This window comes from Nitrospira sp. Nam80 (assembly GCF_965152575.1).
Genome location: NZ_OZ224216.1, coordinates 254,672 through 271,156, shown reverse-complemented (window position 1 = coordinate 271,156; position 16,485 = coordinate 254,672). Strand labels below are relative to the sequence as shown.

Genomic DNA, 16,485 nt, shown 5'->3' with positions numbered 1-16,485 from the left:
GGCTGCCTTGGTCACTGATTCATCAGTTGCAAATGCTCGACGATCGGCCCGAGCGCCAACGCCGGCACGAACGTCAACGCCCCCACCATAATGACCACGCTGATCAGCAAGACGACGAACAGCGCAGTGTGGGTCGGCAAGGTCCCAGGCCCGGGCGGCACGGATTTCTTTCGAGCCATTGAACCGGCCAGCGCGAGAACCGGCACCGCCGTCCAGAACCGGGAGACCAACATGGCCAATCCGCCGGTGAGGTTGTAAAAGAGAGTGTTGGCATTCAGTCCGCCGAAGGCACTGCCGTTGTTGTTGCCCTGCGAGGTATAGGCATAGAGCACCTCGCTCAGGCCATGCGGTCCCGGATTGAGAATCGCAGACGTGCCGGCATCAAGCGACATGGCCAAGGCCGTCAGTCCCAACACCAGAATCGGCATAATCAGAATCACCAGCGAGGCCATCTTCATTTCATACGGCTCGATCTTCTTGCCCAGATATTCAGGGGTCCGTCCCACCATCAAGCCGGCGATGAACACCGCAATGATCGCGAACACAATCATGCCGTAGAGGCCGGATCCGACACCGCCCAAGATGACTTCTCCGAATTGCATGAGAAATAATGGGACCAACCCGCCTAGCGGAGTCAATGAGTCATGCATGGCATCGACCGCGCCGGTCGATGTGGCGGTCGTAATGGCGGCGAAGAGTGCAGATCGGGCAATGCCGAATCGCGCTTCCTTCCCCTCCATATTGCCGCCCGGCTTCGCGGAATCGGCGCCTTCGTCCACGCCCTGTGCCGCAATGATCGGATTGCCGGCGGATTCAGCCCAATAGGCGCCGGCTGCACAGACCCCCAGCACGATCATCATCGCCGAAAGGAGGGTCCAGCCTTGCCGCCTGTCTCCGACCATGATGCCGAATGTATGAGTCAGAGATGCGGCAATAATGGCTTCGGCCAGAATAAGAAGAAAATCGGTGAACGGCGTCGGACTCTCAAACGGATGCGCGGCATTTGCGTTGAAGAAGCCTCCTCCGTTCGTGCCGAGATGCTTGACGGCAATCTGGGAGGCGGCAGGACCGACTGCGAGGACTTGCTCGGCAAGCCGTGTCCTCTGACCGTCGGTGCCGCTCACCGGCTTGTCATAGTCAAACGGCTGGACCAGCGAAATGGATTGATAGCGTCCGAAGGTCTGAATCGTCCCCTGTGAGACGAGCACCGGCGCCAGCACAAGCGAGAGCGGAAGCAAAACATAGAGAACGGTGCGTGTCAGATCGACCCAGAAATTCCCGATCGTGCCGGCATTCCTCCGCGCCAACCCTCGAATCAGAGCAATCAGAACCGCCATCCCTGTCGCGGCGGAGAGAAAGTTCTGCACGGTGAGCCCGATCATTTGCGTGAGATAGCTCAACGTCGTCTCGCCGCCGTAGGCTTGCCAGTTGGTATTGGTGGCAAAGCTGACCGCGGTATTGAAGGCGAGGTCCGGTCCGACGGCGCTGAGCCCGGCGGGGTTCAGCGGCAAGAATGATTGGACCCGTTGCAGCGTGTAGAGCGCCGCCAGGCCGAGCCCATTGAACAGCAACATCGCAGTCCCATAGGCCTTCCAATCCATTTCGTCTTGCGAACGGATGCCGGAGAAGCGATACAGGGCTCGCTCGCACGGGCCGAGCACCAGATCCAATCCGCACGGCTTTCCTTCATACACGCGCGCCATGTACCAGCCGAGCGGCTTCACCAAGGCCATCAGCACCGCAAAAAATAGGCCGATTTGCAGCCATCCGTTGGCCGTCATCAGAACCACTCCGGCTTCAACAGCGCCGCCAAAAGATACGTTAGCAATCCGATCGAAATGACCGCTCCCAGTACGACCATGGCAATGCCGTCACCGATTGGTCAGAGCTTCCCCAGAGACGAGATCAGCCATCCGGAGAGCGCGAAAAACAGAATCGTGAACGCGACAAACAACAGATCCATATCGAACTCTTCACACGTCCTGCCCCCAATCTACTCCATGCCGTATAAAGACGGCATAAATTCTAGCCCACATTCGTCATGACGGTTCTGGCGAAACCGGCAAGATGCGAGGGGAAACGGGAGCGCGCAGCGCCGAGACCGAGGCAGGTTGAAGTAGAAGCGTTTATGGATACTGTGGGCTCTAGGTCAGGGGGAATCGAACGTCACGATGACCGCGGCGATCACCATATGCTGCGCAGGAGTCAAGCCGATGACGCCGGGCCTGATTTCATTGCCTTTGAAAAAGCCTCCGCCGGGACCGGTGGACTCGTCATACCGATACTCCAGCTCCATGATCGTATTGGTCCATTTGTAAGGGATCCGATATTCGAGCGTCGTCGTGACCGCCCGGATCAGTTGCTGGAAGCCCGTCATGTTTCCATTGCGATCCCAATACACCTCGGGCCGGACAGTGAATCCCCACAGTCCTGCCTGCCAGTGCATCGGCAACTGGGCCGCCATCCAAAACACGCGGGGCGAGCCGGGCACTGCGAGCACCTCAGTACCGGCTTGATATTCCGCGGCAATCGTCAGCACCTCGCCTTTCCATTCGGCAATACTGTCGGAGAACAATCGCCAGAACTCCATCGAGGTATTGGCCTGGTCCGGGCCGTAGTAGATGGTTTCCTTAAACGACCATTCGGAGGTCGGCTTATAGAGTACCTGACCGCCGTAACTGGGAAGGCTGTTGGTATTCTGAAGATGAAAATATTCATTGATGATGAAAAACGTCCCGGTCCATCGCTCGTTGAACGCATAGCTCGCGTTCGCGCCGAACATCAGATAGGGCGTATAATCGCCGCCCCACGGACGGGTATACGAGAAATTGTCCTTCGCATAGAGGGAATCGTAGCCGATCAGACTGTTGAACAGGCCAGCCTGCAGCATCAGGCCGTTACCCACCGGCGCCAGATAGGACACGTTGGCCCGGCCGAAGTGCCGCAATGCATCGGAACCTTCCACCTTGGGCTTGTTCACGTCGAATCCGAAATCCTTCGCATCCTGCCCTCCATGGACCGTGAGTTCGGCGCCCCAGCGCGACTGCGGCAGCGCGTCCTTCCTGATGTAAGCGGCGGCCATGTTCATATCGAGTTCGTTGACCCGGGGCGTCGTGCTCCGATTCCGAAACAGATGGTTGGCGGGAAAATTGAAATCCAGCGCGTAGGCGGTATCCACAAACCCGCCGTAATGCCAATCAGGTGATGTGCCCGCCGGCTGTCCGGTTAACGGCGCATGTCCCGCCTCTTGCTCCATTCCACGGGGCTGCGGCTGCGGCCTGGGTCCCGGCATCTCTTGCGCCGAGGCCGCCGGCTGCATGCATATCACTCCAGCCGCCGCCAATAAGATGATCCGTACCAGCCGCCTCATCACTATGCGATCCTTTCAGTCAAGACCGGCGATCATGTGGCAACGTACTTTCTTCCCCTCGCTCACGGACACAGTACCAATCAAGGAATCAGGACAGTATTAAACCGCATGCTAAATGCATTAAAAAAATGTAAAAACGGCATGGACGTGAGCGGGGCTGAACCAGGCGGCCGTCTCGAGAAGCGGTTTCGCAGGACGCTCTGTAGATAATGGTGGTCGCCAGGCGGGACGTGATGATCGTGAATGTCCTTCAGTGAGGCGGTTGGTGAAGCACACACCACATGCGACGGGTCCCGGATTTCTGATCGGTAACCGGCTCGCCGCTGAAAAAACTCACCTGCCAGGCGACCATGTCGTCGTTCGGATGAGGAGTTGCCGTCCAATAGATTTCGGATTTGATATTGGAAAATGGATGGCCCGGCGGCAAAGAGGGATCCTGTTGGTCGGGATCGATCAACGTCTTGAGCTCATCTACCGATGGAGCATGCCAGCCTTGCCGTCCCCCCACGGATTTCGCCGCACAACGCGCGATGGAAGCCTCCCAGACGTCATGGATTCGATCCGGTTCCTGCTCCCAGGTAAGACCGGTCTTTCGGTCCAAGACCGCTTGGCCGTCCAAGACAATCGTGAATCGCTGCGCTGAGTCGTCCACCGCTCGGCTCTCATGCGGCCACGCGACCAGACACAGAATTACGCCGAACAGAGACCAAGCGCCTCTAGCCTGCTCCATCAGGTAAGCGGCTCCTCATAACATAGAACTCCGAACTCATAGCTAGACCCTCGTCTTCCGGCGTGGGTTAGCGTGCACCACGTAGCAGGTTTTTTCAAGAGGCCACGATGTCCGGGATTCGATGATCGATCAGCCGGAACTAGGCTTGAGTCCGCGGTATTTGGCTATCGACCGAGGCTTCGATATTGCCGGGCCAGGACCAAAACGCTCCAGAGTAACGCGAGCGCCATCACGCTGATGCCCACCCACTGCGCAAGATGAGCCAGCAGATGATCGTAGCGCAGCCAACCAAGCGAACCGAGAAGATACTCCCAATCATGTCCCTCGACATCCTGTCCCGTCACGTCGCCGAGCAGCATGAGTTCCAGTGCCCGCGCATCATTGATGTAGGGTGCGATATCCATGAAATTCTCGGCGGTCCACCAGAGCGCAACGGATGCACCGAAGGCGTCACGGGTCTTCAGCAAGAGCGTTCCTCCGCAGATGAGCGGCATTACAATCTGCCCCAGAGTGCCGCCGAGCACCGTCATGAACCGCCCAAATGGGATGAAAAACACATGCCCCGCCTCGTGGAATGGCAGATTCACCAGATGAAGCACGGATTTCCCGGCATAATTCAATTCGAGGGGGGTGATCATAAAAATCCATCCCCACACGGCAAGCAGGATGAATAGCAGGCAGCGTCCCGCGAAGAAAAACGGGTTGACCGCATCATCTTCCCATGGGGGCCGGGACATGAGCGATATCAGCCGGCTTGCCGATTTCGTGGAGCGGCGGTGCATTCGGGTGTATGACGGTCGGTCCATAGAAGAGGCACTCGGTTTACTGATTCATTGATGCACGCGAAGATGGCCGGCGCGCAGCCTGGACCGTGCGCTTCGCCGGCACCGATCAGAGAGTCCAAGGCTAGCGTACCGTGATGGGAATCGGCGAGAAAGTTAAAATGAAGATCACAACGGTGAAGCGGCCGAGCCAGACTCGGCGACGGCCCAAGAGCGCCTCAGGATCCAGGATCGGAGGATGGCCGAACCCGAACAGTCCCGCCATCGCAATCCACACGAACCATCCGGGCCAGCCGGTGAAGCCGAGAAAGATCAGAAGCGGAAGAAGCGCAAAGGCCACGGTCTTCTGGCGCTCCCCCCAGAGCGCGTACGCGACATGGCCTCCGTCGAGTTGACCGATGGGAATGAGATTGAGCGAGGTAATAAAGAGCCCGAACCAGGCGGCGGCGGCGATCGGATGCAGGTCGATGACGTGGCCGTACGGAACCGGACCGATGAAGAGCCAGATAAAGGCGTCCAACAGCAGCGACGGTCCCAGCCGAAACGTATCCGTGATACCGGAATCGAGCACCACTTCCGACCAGTGCAGTCCGACGGCCAGCGCGATCACCGCCACGATGAACCCGGCCAATGGTCCGGCGACTCCGATGTCGAACAGCGCCTTCCGATTGCTGATCGGCCCTCGCATGCGGATGATCGCACCGAACGTCCCGACCAATTGCGGAAAACCCGGGATAAAAAGCGGGAGCGAGGCCGGTGTTCGATGAATGCGGGACAGCAGATAGTGCCCGAATTCGTGGGTCACTAAAATGGCGAGGAGCGTGGCCGAAAAAGGAATTCCCTTCCACAATACGGACGGATCATCGGTCAAGAATTTCCAGGGGCCCTGAAACAGCGTGGTCTTGGTCTGATACGCGCCCGCCCAAAGCGTGGTGAAGACGGTCAAGACGAAAAGCCCAATCGGCAGGCCGAACTCGGAAAACCACGAACGTACGGATTCGTCGTCGGCTTCAGTCTCCTCTGCCGGCCGTGCTGGAGCGGGATCAAGGAGGGGGCGCACCGGCTCACCGGGAGATAAGAGTGAGAAGGCTCCGTCAGCCGCCGAGCCCGTTCGTTGCTCGTCTGGCTCGACGCTGCTCATACGCCACCCGCCTTATATCTGCTTGACGAAGGGATTGTGAGCCAATTCTTCACGAACTGTAGTGGCCGGCCCGTGCCCCGGAAAGAGCAACATCTCATCCGGTAATTTCAACACACGATGACGGACGGATTCCAGATGGGTGTCGTAGAGAGTTGCCGGATTCGAACGGCCGATCGATCCGGCAAAAAGCGTATCTCCCACAAAACAGAGCGGGTGTTCGGCTTGATCGACGCGATAACAAATGCCGCCGGGCGTATGGCCCGGTGTGGTCATGAAGGTGACTGTGAAGTCGCCGACCTGGATCTTCTGTCCATCGTTTGGAACATTCAACACATCGCTCTGAGGCGTCCAATCAAGCAAATCGAGATCGGCCGGACCTAAATACACGGGAACTGGCCAGGCAGCCAGAATATCCTTGATTCCTTCGGCGTGATCCGCATGGCCGTGTGTCAAGCAGACGCCTCGCAAACGCAGCCGGCGGCGAGCCAGTAATTCGAGCATCGCCTTCGGATCGTACCCGGTATCGATGATGACGGCGTCGCCCCCATTATGCAGCACATAACCTTTGACCTCATACCCGCCGATCGACCCAATAATGATGTCCAGGCCCGGCACGGCCGGCACAGTACGTGGTCTCCATGAGCCGGCCGCAATTTCCTCCAGAGGACCCGGGCGGAGCCCGAGGCCCTTCGCCAAGGCGGTAACCTGTTCCCGATGCTGAGGAGCGTGACCGCGCTCAAGATTCATGATCTCGGACTCAGACAGCCCAGTCAGTCGGGACAGGTCCGTCACCGACCGCTGCTGCCCGGTCCGAGATTTCTTGATGATATCGCTGAAGTCGTCTTCCAACGCCATGATTGCCGTGAAGCGTGAGTCGCGTCTCGTGAAGCGTCAAGATGAACGTGTTGCAGCCCTTGAAGCCCTGATGCGACGAACAATGGACGTCAGTTCCATTCTTTCTTCCTTCCGTACGAGATACGAACGACGAGCGACGAGTCTACTTCAATTGAGCACGCCATGCTTCCACCATCGCCTCGTCGACATCCGCCAGAATAACCAATTTGAGAGAGCGAGGCGAATAAGATTTGATCTCCCGGATCATCGTCGCCGCGGCATCGCGATGGGGGACGCCTCCGACGCCTGTGCCCATGCCGGGCAATGCGATCGACTCCAAGCCATGTGCATCGGCTTCGATCAACGCCCCTTTCGTCGCCGACCCTACGTTTGCAGCGGGGATTCGCATCCCCGGCTGCAGCATCGTCGGTGCATGGATAACGCCTCTGAATTTCGTCGCGCCGCCTGATGTGAGAACCGCATTTCCTACCGCAATCGGCGCCCGGCGCCGGGCCTCATCTTCCACTCCTTGACCGGCCGCTCGCTTGATCACCCCGGCCACCCCACCGCCCATAATACCGGAACTATTCGCCGCATTGACGATAGCGTCAGCCTCGACGTCGAGGATGCTGCCATGGGTAATACTAATTGAGATGGACCGTTTGTTCATACGCGCGGCTCGTACATTACCCAATGCGCCTCCCTGCGACGCGTGGTCTGCATCACTCCGTAAAACCTTTCCTATCTCATAATCAGATCAGCTCAGGAGCGTTGGCAGCTGCATACGCTTCATTCAATAACGGATTCTTCGTGAAATCATAACCAGTGTATTCGCACCCGCCATAAGTGTCTGTATCCTCGGTGATTCACATTGTATGAACCAAAACGTCCTATGTTCTAGTCTTTAAAGAGTTTCAACACAGCAATTACGATTGGGATACTGTAGTCGTTCGCGGTCAATCAAGATCTGTGTTTTTCGACACATCAGACCCGCGGCTGGAACGGATGGGCACGGAGCCGCTCGCCATGGCGCGACTCACAGTCCAGCGAAAGAATGCGAGAGCGGGCGACGGCATTGCGACCTGGTCGCAGCCTTATAGGAGCCCGCGTTCAAATCATCCACCTATCCGAATAGCCACTGCACTTCATCGGATCATGGCGACGGCGGAGCTGCCCGCCGTTCGTCAGTCGCCCTCCCCTTCATCCTTCAGGCGCCAGCTTAATCTCTTTCACGTCCCCGAAACTCGCCAGCACCTTCTGGAGCGTCTCGCCGGACCCGACGGCCAGCAGACGCAGGCGTTCGGGATGCAAATGCTTCTGGGCCGCCCGCAAGATATCTTCTTTTGTCAGCTTCACGACTTTGTCGCGGATCTGTTGCAACCAATCTTTCGGCAACCCGTCGTATTCCAGATCCATGAAGCGGCTGACAATGCTCGCCGCGCTCGTGAACGAGAAGACGAAGGAATTGACATAGGCTTCTTTTGCCTCATCCAATTCCGCGTCGGCGACCGGTTCCTGGCGCAACCGCTCGATGTTCGCGACGAACCGATTTACCACCTCCTGTGTTGAAGGCAGCTTGGTCTCGGCCCGCACATACCACACCCCTTGATCGTGTGAGCCGGCGCGGAACGTGCTGCCCACCGAGTAGGCCAGGCCCCGTTTCGTTCTGACATCGTTAAAGAGCCGGCTTCGGAAGGAGCCGCCTCCCAGAATATCGTTGACAATCGCGAGCGCCACATAATCGGGATCGGTCTCTTTGATCGACAGATGGCCCATGCGCACATGCGTTTGTGATGTATCTTTGCTGATAAACCGGACGGCGGCCGCCGCCGCTTCGCCGGGAGCCACATCCGGAATGCTGAGAATCGGCACGGCCCCTTTCGGCCAATCGCCGAACACCTCGCGCAGCATCGCCAGCACGGTGGTCTTATCAAAATCTCCGGTTACGCCTAGAATAATGCCATTCGGCTGCACCGTCGTCCGGTGAAACGCCACGAGATCATCGCGCGTGATCGCCTTGACGGACTCCACAGTTCCTTCGCGCGCGCTGGGATGAGTCGGACCATACAGCAACTTCGCAAATTCTCTCGCGGCCACCGACCCCGGATTGTCTTGACGCCGGCGGATGCCTTCGATGGCTTGCAATCGGGCCAATTCCACCCGATTCGCTTCGAACGCCGGGGTCCGCAGGAGATCGGCAAAGATCTGCAGCCCGCGCGGGAAATCCTTCTTCAGGACATCGAGCGAGGCGGATCCCGATTCTTTTCCGAATGAAATCGAAATGGTGGCCGCCGTTCGTTCGAGTTCATCATCGACCTCGTCGGCGGGCATGCGCGCCGACCCGCCCGTTCGCATGAGCGCGCCTGTCAAAGCCGCGAGCCCCACCTTGTCCGCCGGATCCAGCCACGTCCCGGTCCGGATCATCGCATTGAGTGTAATCAGCGGCAATTCGTGATCCTCCAGCAGATACACCACCATCCCGTTGTCGAGCACCAAGCGCTCCGGCTCGGGCGGATTGAATTCCACCGTGGGGAACCGCATCTGCCTTGGATCACTCGTCGTAAGTTCTCCGGCCAAGAGAATCGGCGCCTGCACGGCCACCACCATCAGCAATAACACCGTCAAGAGGCCGGCAACTAAACGTTTCGCCCGCTTCGCTCGGTGCCTGAAAGGTACCGTCGCTCGACTTCTCACCTCACGTTTCACGCTTACCACCTCACATTCCGCTTGGTTCATGGCTGCACCTCACCGATCCGGCCGGCAGCGAGCTTCCGTTCAGCCGGCTTCTTAACGAGCACGCCGACCGTCCGATTCGCGCGGGTGAGATATTGCTTCGCCACCCGCTGCACATCATCGGCCGTGACCGCCGCAATGCGGTCGCGCGCCTGCACGATGTAGCGCCAGTTTCCCGCTACGGTTTGATAAAACGATAACTGCGACGCGAGGCCGCTGTTGGAGCGGAGCGATCGCACCAGGTCTGCATCGAGATTGTGCAGCACTTTTTCCAACTCTTTTGCCGAGACCGGCTCGGTCTTCAGCCGTTCCACCTCGTCCAAAATCGCCGCCTCGACTTCTTCCGTGGTATGGGGAGCGCGCGGAGTCGCGGCGATCACGAATAGATTGGGAGCGCGCACGCCGGGAAAATTTGTATCCGACATAACCGACACGGCCAGCCGCTTCTCCTTGACGAGTTTGCCGTACAGCCGGGACGTCGTGCCCTCGGTGAGGACCGAATCGATGACATCGAAGACGAAATCATCCGGATGGCCCAAGCCCGGCTTGTGATAGCCGATAGCTAGCGACGGCTCCGCCTCGAATTCAATCTCCACCCGGCGTTCTCCTCGTTGAGTCGGCTCCCGGGTCACGATGGGCGGCGGCGCGGGGGCCGCGGGAATCTTTCCGAATGTTTGCTCCATCAAGGTGACGACTTCCGTTGGATTGATGTCTCCCACGACCGCCACGGTCGCGTTATTGGGCCCGTAATAAGTCTTGAAAAATTCATGCGCCGCCTCCGGCGTCAACGATTGGATATCGGACGCCCAGCCGATCGTCGGCACTCCATAAGGATGGGCCTGAAATGCCGTGGAGGTAAATGCCTCATACAAAAGACCCGTTGGACTGTCGTCGGTCCGCAGCCGGCGCTCTTCCATGACGACACCGCGCTCCTTGTAGAACTCGCGCAACACCGGGTGGGCCATCCGGTCTGCCTCCAAGGCCGCCCAGAGCGGCAACCGATTCGCCGGCAGATTGATAATGTAGCGAGTGATATCTTTGCCGGTCGAGGCGTTCAAGCCGACCGCGCCGTGACGTTGATAGAGCAGCGCCATTTCATTACCCAGTACATACTCGCCGGCCTTGTCTTGGAGCTCCTTGAACCGTTGCTGCAGCGCCTCGCGTTCACTCTTCAACTGTGCGCCGGAGGCATCCGTCCCGGACCTCCCTGAAACGGCTTCTCTGTCATACCGCTCCAATTCCGCGCCGACGCGATGCAGCTCTTCGAGCACCGCCTGCTCCTTTTCATAATCCTTCGTGCCGACCGTTCTCGTTCCCTTAAACGCCATATGCTCATACAGATGGGCCAGGCCCGTCTGTCCGACCTGCTCGTTCATCCCGCCGACCCCAAACGTCAAATTGATCGACACGACGGGCGTTTGATGTCGCTCCACCATCAACACCGTCATGCCGTTGGCAAGCCGATGTTCAATCACCCGGTCGGCCAGGCTTGGCGCATTGGCCCATCCGTCCGACCACGAGAGGATAAACGGCAGAATCACGATCCATACGGACCACTGGTTTCGTCGCAAAGGCTTCATGTGAATAACTCCATCAACTCTTCCGGTCGTTCAATAAACCAATCAGGCCGGCAAGCCGCCATCTTTTCCCTGTTCCCCATCCCGTATCCGACCGCACAGACTCGGATACCCGCATTGTGGCCGCCGTTGATGTCGTTCGTGCTGTCGCCGACCAGCACGGTCCGTTCCTGGGAGACACCCAGCTTCTCCATGATATGAAGCAACATGCCCGGATCCGGCTTCAGACCGAAGCCGTTATCCCCTCCCACAACGAATGTAAAATGTTGAGGTCCCAAGCCGTTCAGGATGACGTTGGTGTACTCGATGGACTTATTTGTAGCCACCGCCTTCTGCTTGTGTCCGAAATACATCAGCATGCCTTCGATGCCCGGATAGAACTGCGTGCGGTCCAGGCAATGCTGCAAATAGTGCCGGCGAAACACCTGCAACGCCTGCTCGTACTTCTCCGGATTCTCTTCACCCACCGCCAGGCGCAACAACCGCTTCACGCCGTCTCCCACGAATCCAAAGATCTCCTCCTGCGAGCGCTCGGGCAACTCGAGATCGCGCAGCGTCAGATTGACCGAATCCGCAATGTCCCATTTCGATTCGATCAGCGTCCCATCGAGATCAAAAATCAGCAGATCCACGGCTGCTTTCTTTTTCATCATTTGACCTTTCGTAACTCGTTCTGCAATGCGGCCAGGGTCGCGCGGCGGGTCTCTTGGGTCTCCTCCTGCATGGCCTGGCGCACAAAATTGATCATGCGGCGCTGCCCCACATGCGGCGGGAACATCGGCTCCATGATCCTCCACCGGCTGTTCAATATCTTGACCCGGACCCGAACCTGCTCCACGGAGGGCTCGGCGACAAACCCGGCGGTGTCGAGATAGACCGCCCCGAGAACCTTGAATTCAACCGGGATGATGACTTCCAGCGAATTGATGATGTCCCATTTGCGGTAATCATCCGGAACCGAAAATCCATTGATGACGATGATTTTGCCCCAGGACGGCTCCTCATTCCATCCGACATAGGCCGCCAGTGTGTCGAATGACCCCGCATCAAGCCGCGCCCCCTTGTTGTCGAGCATCAAGTATTTCTGGACTACCTCCGCCGGCGAGTGGGTAATCGCGTTCGTCTGGCCGGCTGCGTGCCCCGCGAAAGCCGACCACCACACGACCATCGCCGTGACGCCCCATGCCATCCATGCAATGTCCCGGTTCCGCGATCGGCCCGGATGTCGGTCGCCGAGTTCCACCGCCCGTGTCGCGCTACCTGACTTCATGCAGTTTCATCAAATTCGTTCCGCCCGGCTCGCTGACTCTCGTGCCCGAGAGAATCACGATTCGTTCGCCGGGTTTGACCAATCCTTCCTCCTTCAAGCGCCGTTCAGCCTCATCCACCCTCGCATCCGTCTGCTCGATCCGTCGCATGGTATGAGGCATCACGCCCCAGTAAAGGGCCATCAGCCGGCGAGTCCGTTCAAAGGGACTAAAGGCGATGATCGGCGCGAGCGGTCGCTGCTTCGAAACCAGTCGCGCGGTCAATCCCGTTTCACTGAACACGACGATGGCATTGGCCCCGATGGCGGCCGCAGCCGATGCAGCGGAGGTCGAAATCGCCTCCGGAAACGAGACCATGCCTTTTTCAATATCGGAGCGGCGCACAAATTCCGGCTCCGTCCCTTCCTCGGCTGCCCGGACGATGCGGTCCATGACGCGGACGACGTCGGCCGGATGGCGCCCGATGGCGGTTTCCGCCGACAGCATCACGGCATCCGTCCCATCGAAGACGGCATTCGCCACATCCGATGCTTCGGCTCTGGTGGGGCGCTTATTGTGGGTCATCGATTCCAACATCTGCGTCGCGGTGATCACCAGCCGGCGGCGGCGATTCGCGCGGGCGATGATGCGCTTCTGCAGTACCGGGACCGCTTCCGGCCCCATTTCCACGCCGAGGTCTCCGCGGGCAATCATCAATCCATCAGCTTCGTCGAGGATGGCCTCTAAATTTACAACCGCTTCCGGTCGTTCGATCTTGGCAATGACCGGTACCGCCGGCCCGCCATACTCGACGATCAATCGTTTCGCTGCCGCGACGTCGGCGGCGTCCCGAACAAACGAGAGCGCAACGTAGTCCACACCCTGCGCCAGCCCGAACCGGAGATCCTCCCGGTCCTTTTCCGTCAGCGTGGGAGCGCTGACACGAGTGCCGGGTAGATTGATGCCTTTCTGAGAACGCACCCGGCCTCCCGTCACCACCGTACACTCGACCGCGCCGCCCGAGATGCGAGCCGCCCGCAACTCCACCAACCCGTCATCAATTAGAATTCGGGCGCCGGGCTGCACATCCTTGGTCAGATGCTGATAGGTGACGGGAATGTCGACCATGCCGCCGGCCGGCGCCTCAGCCTGCATGCCGATCTGACCGCCGGATCGCAGAAGGACGGTCTGCAGGCGCACGGATTGTCCCGCGCTCACGTCGATGCCGTCACCCGGGATCTCCCCGACGCGAATCCGCGGGCCTTGCAGGTCCTGGATGACGGCGACAGCGGTGCGCCGCTGTTCGGCCGCCTCACGGACGGCCTGAATGGCGTGAGCATGGGACGCATGGTCACCATGGGAAAAATTCAACCGGGCCGCATCCATTCCGCTCTGGATCAACTGGTCCAACAGGGCCGGTTGATCGCTGGCCGGTCCGATCGTGCAGACGATTTTCGCCTTCCGCATGCCAAACGGCTCTCTTGACAAGATCCCTCCCGCACACCATCTTGTAGGCCATGCGCGGACACCCGGCGACGGTTTTATGACTGCATCGCGACTCGGGCTGGTAGGCCATTCTAACAAACGTCCATCCAGGTCGCAAAAGAGCATGTCCTTCGCGATACACGATGATCAATCGATCGACGCATGCCGCGCTTCGGAAGCCAACCGGGCGACCATTGACCATGAAGCAATGAGGTGACCATGGAGAGCGTAGGAGAGACATCGACTGATAAATTGGACTTTGTCACGATCGAACGACTCCTTGCGTATGGAACGCAGCTCGCCCAACGGGTTTCGAGCGGTGGGATCGCGCTTCCACCTTCTCCGGCGCCGTCATCGGATCGTGTGCGGCGAGCCGAAGACGCCATGGATGCCATCCGCCGCTTCGTGCAGGTGGCACAAGCCGGTCTTCCTGGTGCCGACGCCTATCGTTCCGCGCGTGCGGCCTTGATCGCCGACAGCTGCGGTGGCGATGAATTGGTCTTCTATGCCGCGTGGAATATGTTGCTCGCCCGTGGAGAACTGGCGCCGCTGTACCGCGCGCCGATCGGCGCGGTGCAGAAGCCGATGCATCGCCGCCCCGTCGCCATCGTGCCCCGCGCGCAGTTGACGCCACAGTTGGCCGAGGGCCGCATCGTGCTGGACCTCGGCGACGATCGTTTCTGGCTGCTGCCGCGTGATCTCGCGGATCGGACCCTGTTCTTCACGATGCGCCATGGTGTCTCACGAGTTGAAAGCAAGACCCATCGCGTCGGACGCCGCCTGCCCAATGTCCTGGACGAGGAACGCGGCGTCCCCCGCGCGGACGCGGTCGGCCGCGCGCTGGCGCAGATGGTCGGAGTCGTGGGCCAACAGCTGGGCTACCTCCATCTGCACAACTATCTGGATCCTTGCTCGTTCACCCATCTGATCAGCAGCAGTCCCAATACCGAACAACTCTGCCGCCGGATCACCCAGGCCCTGTTGCCGGAGAAGGCCGATACCGGCTGCGTGCGTCCCGACATTGAAATCGCGCTGGAGTCACAGGACTTCGGATGGGTGACCGGCTTGGAGAAACAGGCGGAAGCCGACGCCGCGGCTCAGGCCTTTGGTGTCGATGCAAAAACGGCCAAGCGGCTCATCAAACATCCCTTCTATAGTTATCCCGGCGGACACTCCTTCTTCGATCTGTACATCGACGTCATCGACGGCATCCACCGGCTCGGCCGATCTCAGCCCGGCAAGGTGCTGTGCCTGTACACCCATAGCTCCACGCTGCGCGCGCTCAGGATCTATCTCGATCCACGGCCGTTCCGCGAGGCTTTTACCGAGTTCGGGGAATACAAGGAAGGACAAGACAATGTCGTGCTGTTGGTGTTCGAGAACGGGCAGCTCTCCGGGTATTCCACCGCGGTTGGACTTCTGGAGAGCGAGCGGATTGCGCGCGAGGCCTGGATCACCGTGGAACGTGCACGAAAGGATCGGGTGACGCTCAAGCCGCATCGCATCAAGCGGTTGATCGCCTTGGTGTCCGGCGGGGACTTCGCCGGAGCCGGCGCGGCCTTGAAGGAATTACGCGTAACCGGCAATCGCTTTGGACTCGACGTGCTGTTTGTCCGTCATGGCTTTCTCGGTCTGGCCAATGATTGGATTGACGCCGTTACCGAACAAGACACTCGCGGCATGAGCAGCCATGCCAGTAGCCCCATCGGCAGCAGCCGCTTCGAGGATTTCAAGGAAGAGCATGTTCAACAGGCCGCCATGCGGAATCTGGAGCGCTACGCGGAGAACGGCGCGGTGATCGTGCTGGGCGGCGACGGCAGCCTGCGCGGCGCACGGGCCATTTATGAAACGTTCGGCATGCAGGTCGTCGGCCTGCCCGGCACCATCGATAACAATATCGCCGGGACGACCTCCCTGGGCTTCCATTCGGCCGTTGCACTGGCGAATCAATCCATCGAATCGCTCAAGGCCACGAGCGCCGCGATGGGCAGCGTCTTTTTTGTGGAAGTCATGGGCGCCGGATCGGGCCACCTCGCGCTGGCATGCGCCTATCAAGCCAGAGCAGAGGGCATTCTCGTGAACGAGCATCCCGATCCGAACGCCTATATCGACGATATCATTCTCGGAACGTTGAAACGGACGTTGGGAGTGCCGAATAAGAGTCACTTATTCGTGGTGGCGGAGCGGACGCCCCACCGGCATCACCGTGAGGGAGGAGTTCATGGATTGGTGGATTTTGTGGCGAATACCATCGCGCGCTGGCCGCAACGGCGCGGACAACCGGACCATTACCCGCTGACGCAGGCGACGAAAGCAACGATTCTCGGCCATACGCTGCGCGGCGCCCCACCTACTCCCGAAGATAAAGCCATCGCCCAGCATCTGGCTTATGAAACGGTGCGCCGGCTCGTGGAACAGCCGGATACGATCGTGGGCTGCATGGTCGCCTATCGCGATCAGGACAATATTGAGATGATTCCGCTTCATGCCGTGGCCCCCAAGCAATTCGATTGGGGATTGTTCACCCGTATGCACGGATTTGAGTTGACGCAAGGCCGATCCTAGCAAAGAGAGGGTTGAGGCGAA

The 16,485-nt window shown here is 59.2% G+C and carries 14 protein-coding genes; 1 reads left to right on the top strand and 13 read right to left on the bottom strand.

Translation table 11 applies throughout. The features are described 5' to 3' along the window. Nucleotides 1-11: 11 nt before the first annotated feature. The 13 genes from kdpA to pyk all read right to left on the bottom strand — a co-directional run bounded on the left by kdpA (nucleotide 12) and on the right by pyk (nucleotide 13,881). Nucleotides 12-1,781, bottom strand: coding sequence for a potassium-transporting ATPase subunit KdpA (gene kdpA / locus ACWGXE_RS01290; protein ID WP_447600674.1), 1,770 nt, complete (start codon nucleotides 1,779-1,781; stop codon nucleotides 12-14). Further along, on the bottom strand, nucleotides 1,781-1,861 hold the full coding sequence (gene kdpF, locus ACWGXE_RS01285) for a K(+)-transporting ATPase subunit F (RefSeq protein WP_447603833.1): 81 nt from the start codon (nucleotides 1,859-1,861) through the stop codon (nucleotides 1,781-1,783). Before kdpF ends, kdpA begins: the two co-directional genes overlap by 1 nt. A 288-nt stretch (nucleotides 1,862-2,149) precedes the next feature. After that, a complete protein-coding gene (locus tag ACWGXE_RS01280; RefSeq protein WP_447600672.1) occupies nucleotides 2,150-3,370 on the bottom strand; it encodes an outer membrane beta-barrel protein in 1,221 nt (406 codons plus the stop codon). Nucleotides 3,371-3,620: 250 nt separating this feature from the next. Next, the gene (locus ACWGXE_RS01275) at nucleotides 3,621-4,100 is read right to left on the bottom strand and encodes an Lcl C-terminal domain-containing protein (RefSeq protein WP_447600670.1); all 480 of its coding nucleotides are present in this window, start codon (nucleotides 4,098-4,100) and stop codon (nucleotides 3,621-3,623) included. Nucleotides 4,101-4,264: 164 nt separating this feature from the next. Continuing rightward, the gene (locus ACWGXE_RS01270) at nucleotides 4,265-4,837 is read right to left on the bottom strand and encodes a zinc ribbon domain-containing protein (RefSeq protein WP_447600669.1); all 573 of its coding nucleotides are present in this window, start codon (nucleotides 4,835-4,837) and stop codon (nucleotides 4,265-4,267) included. A 169-nt stretch (nucleotides 4,838-5,006) separates the two neighbouring features. Then, nucleotides 5,007-6,023: a site-2 protease family protein gene (locus ACWGXE_RS01265; RefSeq protein ID WP_447600667.1), complete on the bottom strand. Its 1,017-nt coding sequence runs from the start codon at nucleotides 6,021-6,023 to the stop codon at nucleotides 5,007-5,009. A gap of 12 nt (nucleotides 6,024-6,035) precedes the next feature. Beyond that, the gene (locus tag ACWGXE_RS01260) at nucleotides 6,036-6,878 is read right to left on the bottom strand and encodes an MBL fold metallo-hydrolase (protein ID WP_447600665.1); all 843 of its coding nucleotides are present in this window, start codon (nucleotides 6,876-6,878) and stop codon (nucleotides 6,036-6,038) included. Nucleotides 6,879-7,020: 142 nt separating this feature from the next. Beyond that, nucleotides 7,021-7,527, bottom strand: a complete 507-nt coding sequence (locus tag ACWGXE_RS01255; protein ID WP_447600663.1) for a macro domain-containing protein — start codon at nucleotides 7,525-7,527, stop codon at nucleotides 7,021-7,023. A gap of 530 nt (nucleotides 7,528-8,057) precedes the next feature. Then, nucleotides 8,058-9,563, bottom strand: a complete 1,506-nt coding sequence (locus tag ACWGXE_RS01250; protein WP_447600661.1) for a M16 family metallopeptidase — start codon at nucleotides 9,561-9,563, stop codon at nucleotides 8,058-8,060. Between the two features lie 26 nt (nucleotides 9,564-9,589). Further along, nucleotides 9,590-11,170 (bottom strand): M16 family metallopeptidase, encoded by a 1,581-nt coding sequence (locus ACWGXE_RS01245; protein ID WP_447600659.1) that lies wholly within the window; start codon nucleotides 11,168-11,170, stop codon nucleotides 9,590-9,592. Next, entirely contained in the window at nucleotides 11,167-11,820 is a 654-nt protein-coding gene (locus ACWGXE_RS01240) for an HAD family hydrolase (RefSeq protein WP_447600657.1), read from the bottom strand. The genes ACWGXE_RS01245 and ACWGXE_RS01240 overlap by 4 nt, the downstream gene beginning before the upstream one ends. Next, nucleotides 11,817-12,437, bottom strand: coding sequence for a hypothetical protein (locus tag ACWGXE_RS01235; protein WP_447600655.1), 621 nt, complete (start codon nucleotides 12,435-12,437; stop codon nucleotides 11,817-11,819). The genes ACWGXE_RS01240 and ACWGXE_RS01235 overlap by 4 nt, the downstream gene beginning before the upstream one ends. Next, complete coding sequence (gene pyk, locus ACWGXE_RS01230) at nucleotides 12,424-13,881, bottom strand: pyruvate kinase (protein ID WP_447600654.1); 1,458 nt, start codon at nucleotides 13,879-13,881, stop codon at nucleotides 12,424-12,426. Before pyk ends, ACWGXE_RS01235 begins: the two co-directional genes overlap by 14 nt. Before the next feature lie 237 nt (nucleotides 13,882-14,118). On the opposite strand from pyk, the gene ACWGXE_RS01225 reads away from it, so the two are divergent. Continuing rightward, complete coding sequence (locus tag ACWGXE_RS01225) at nucleotides 14,119-16,464, top strand: 6-phosphofructokinase (protein WP_447600652.1); 2,346 nt, start codon at nucleotides 14,119-14,121, stop codon at nucleotides 16,462-16,464. The last annotated feature ends 21 nt before the right edge of the window (nucleotides 16,465-16,485 follow it).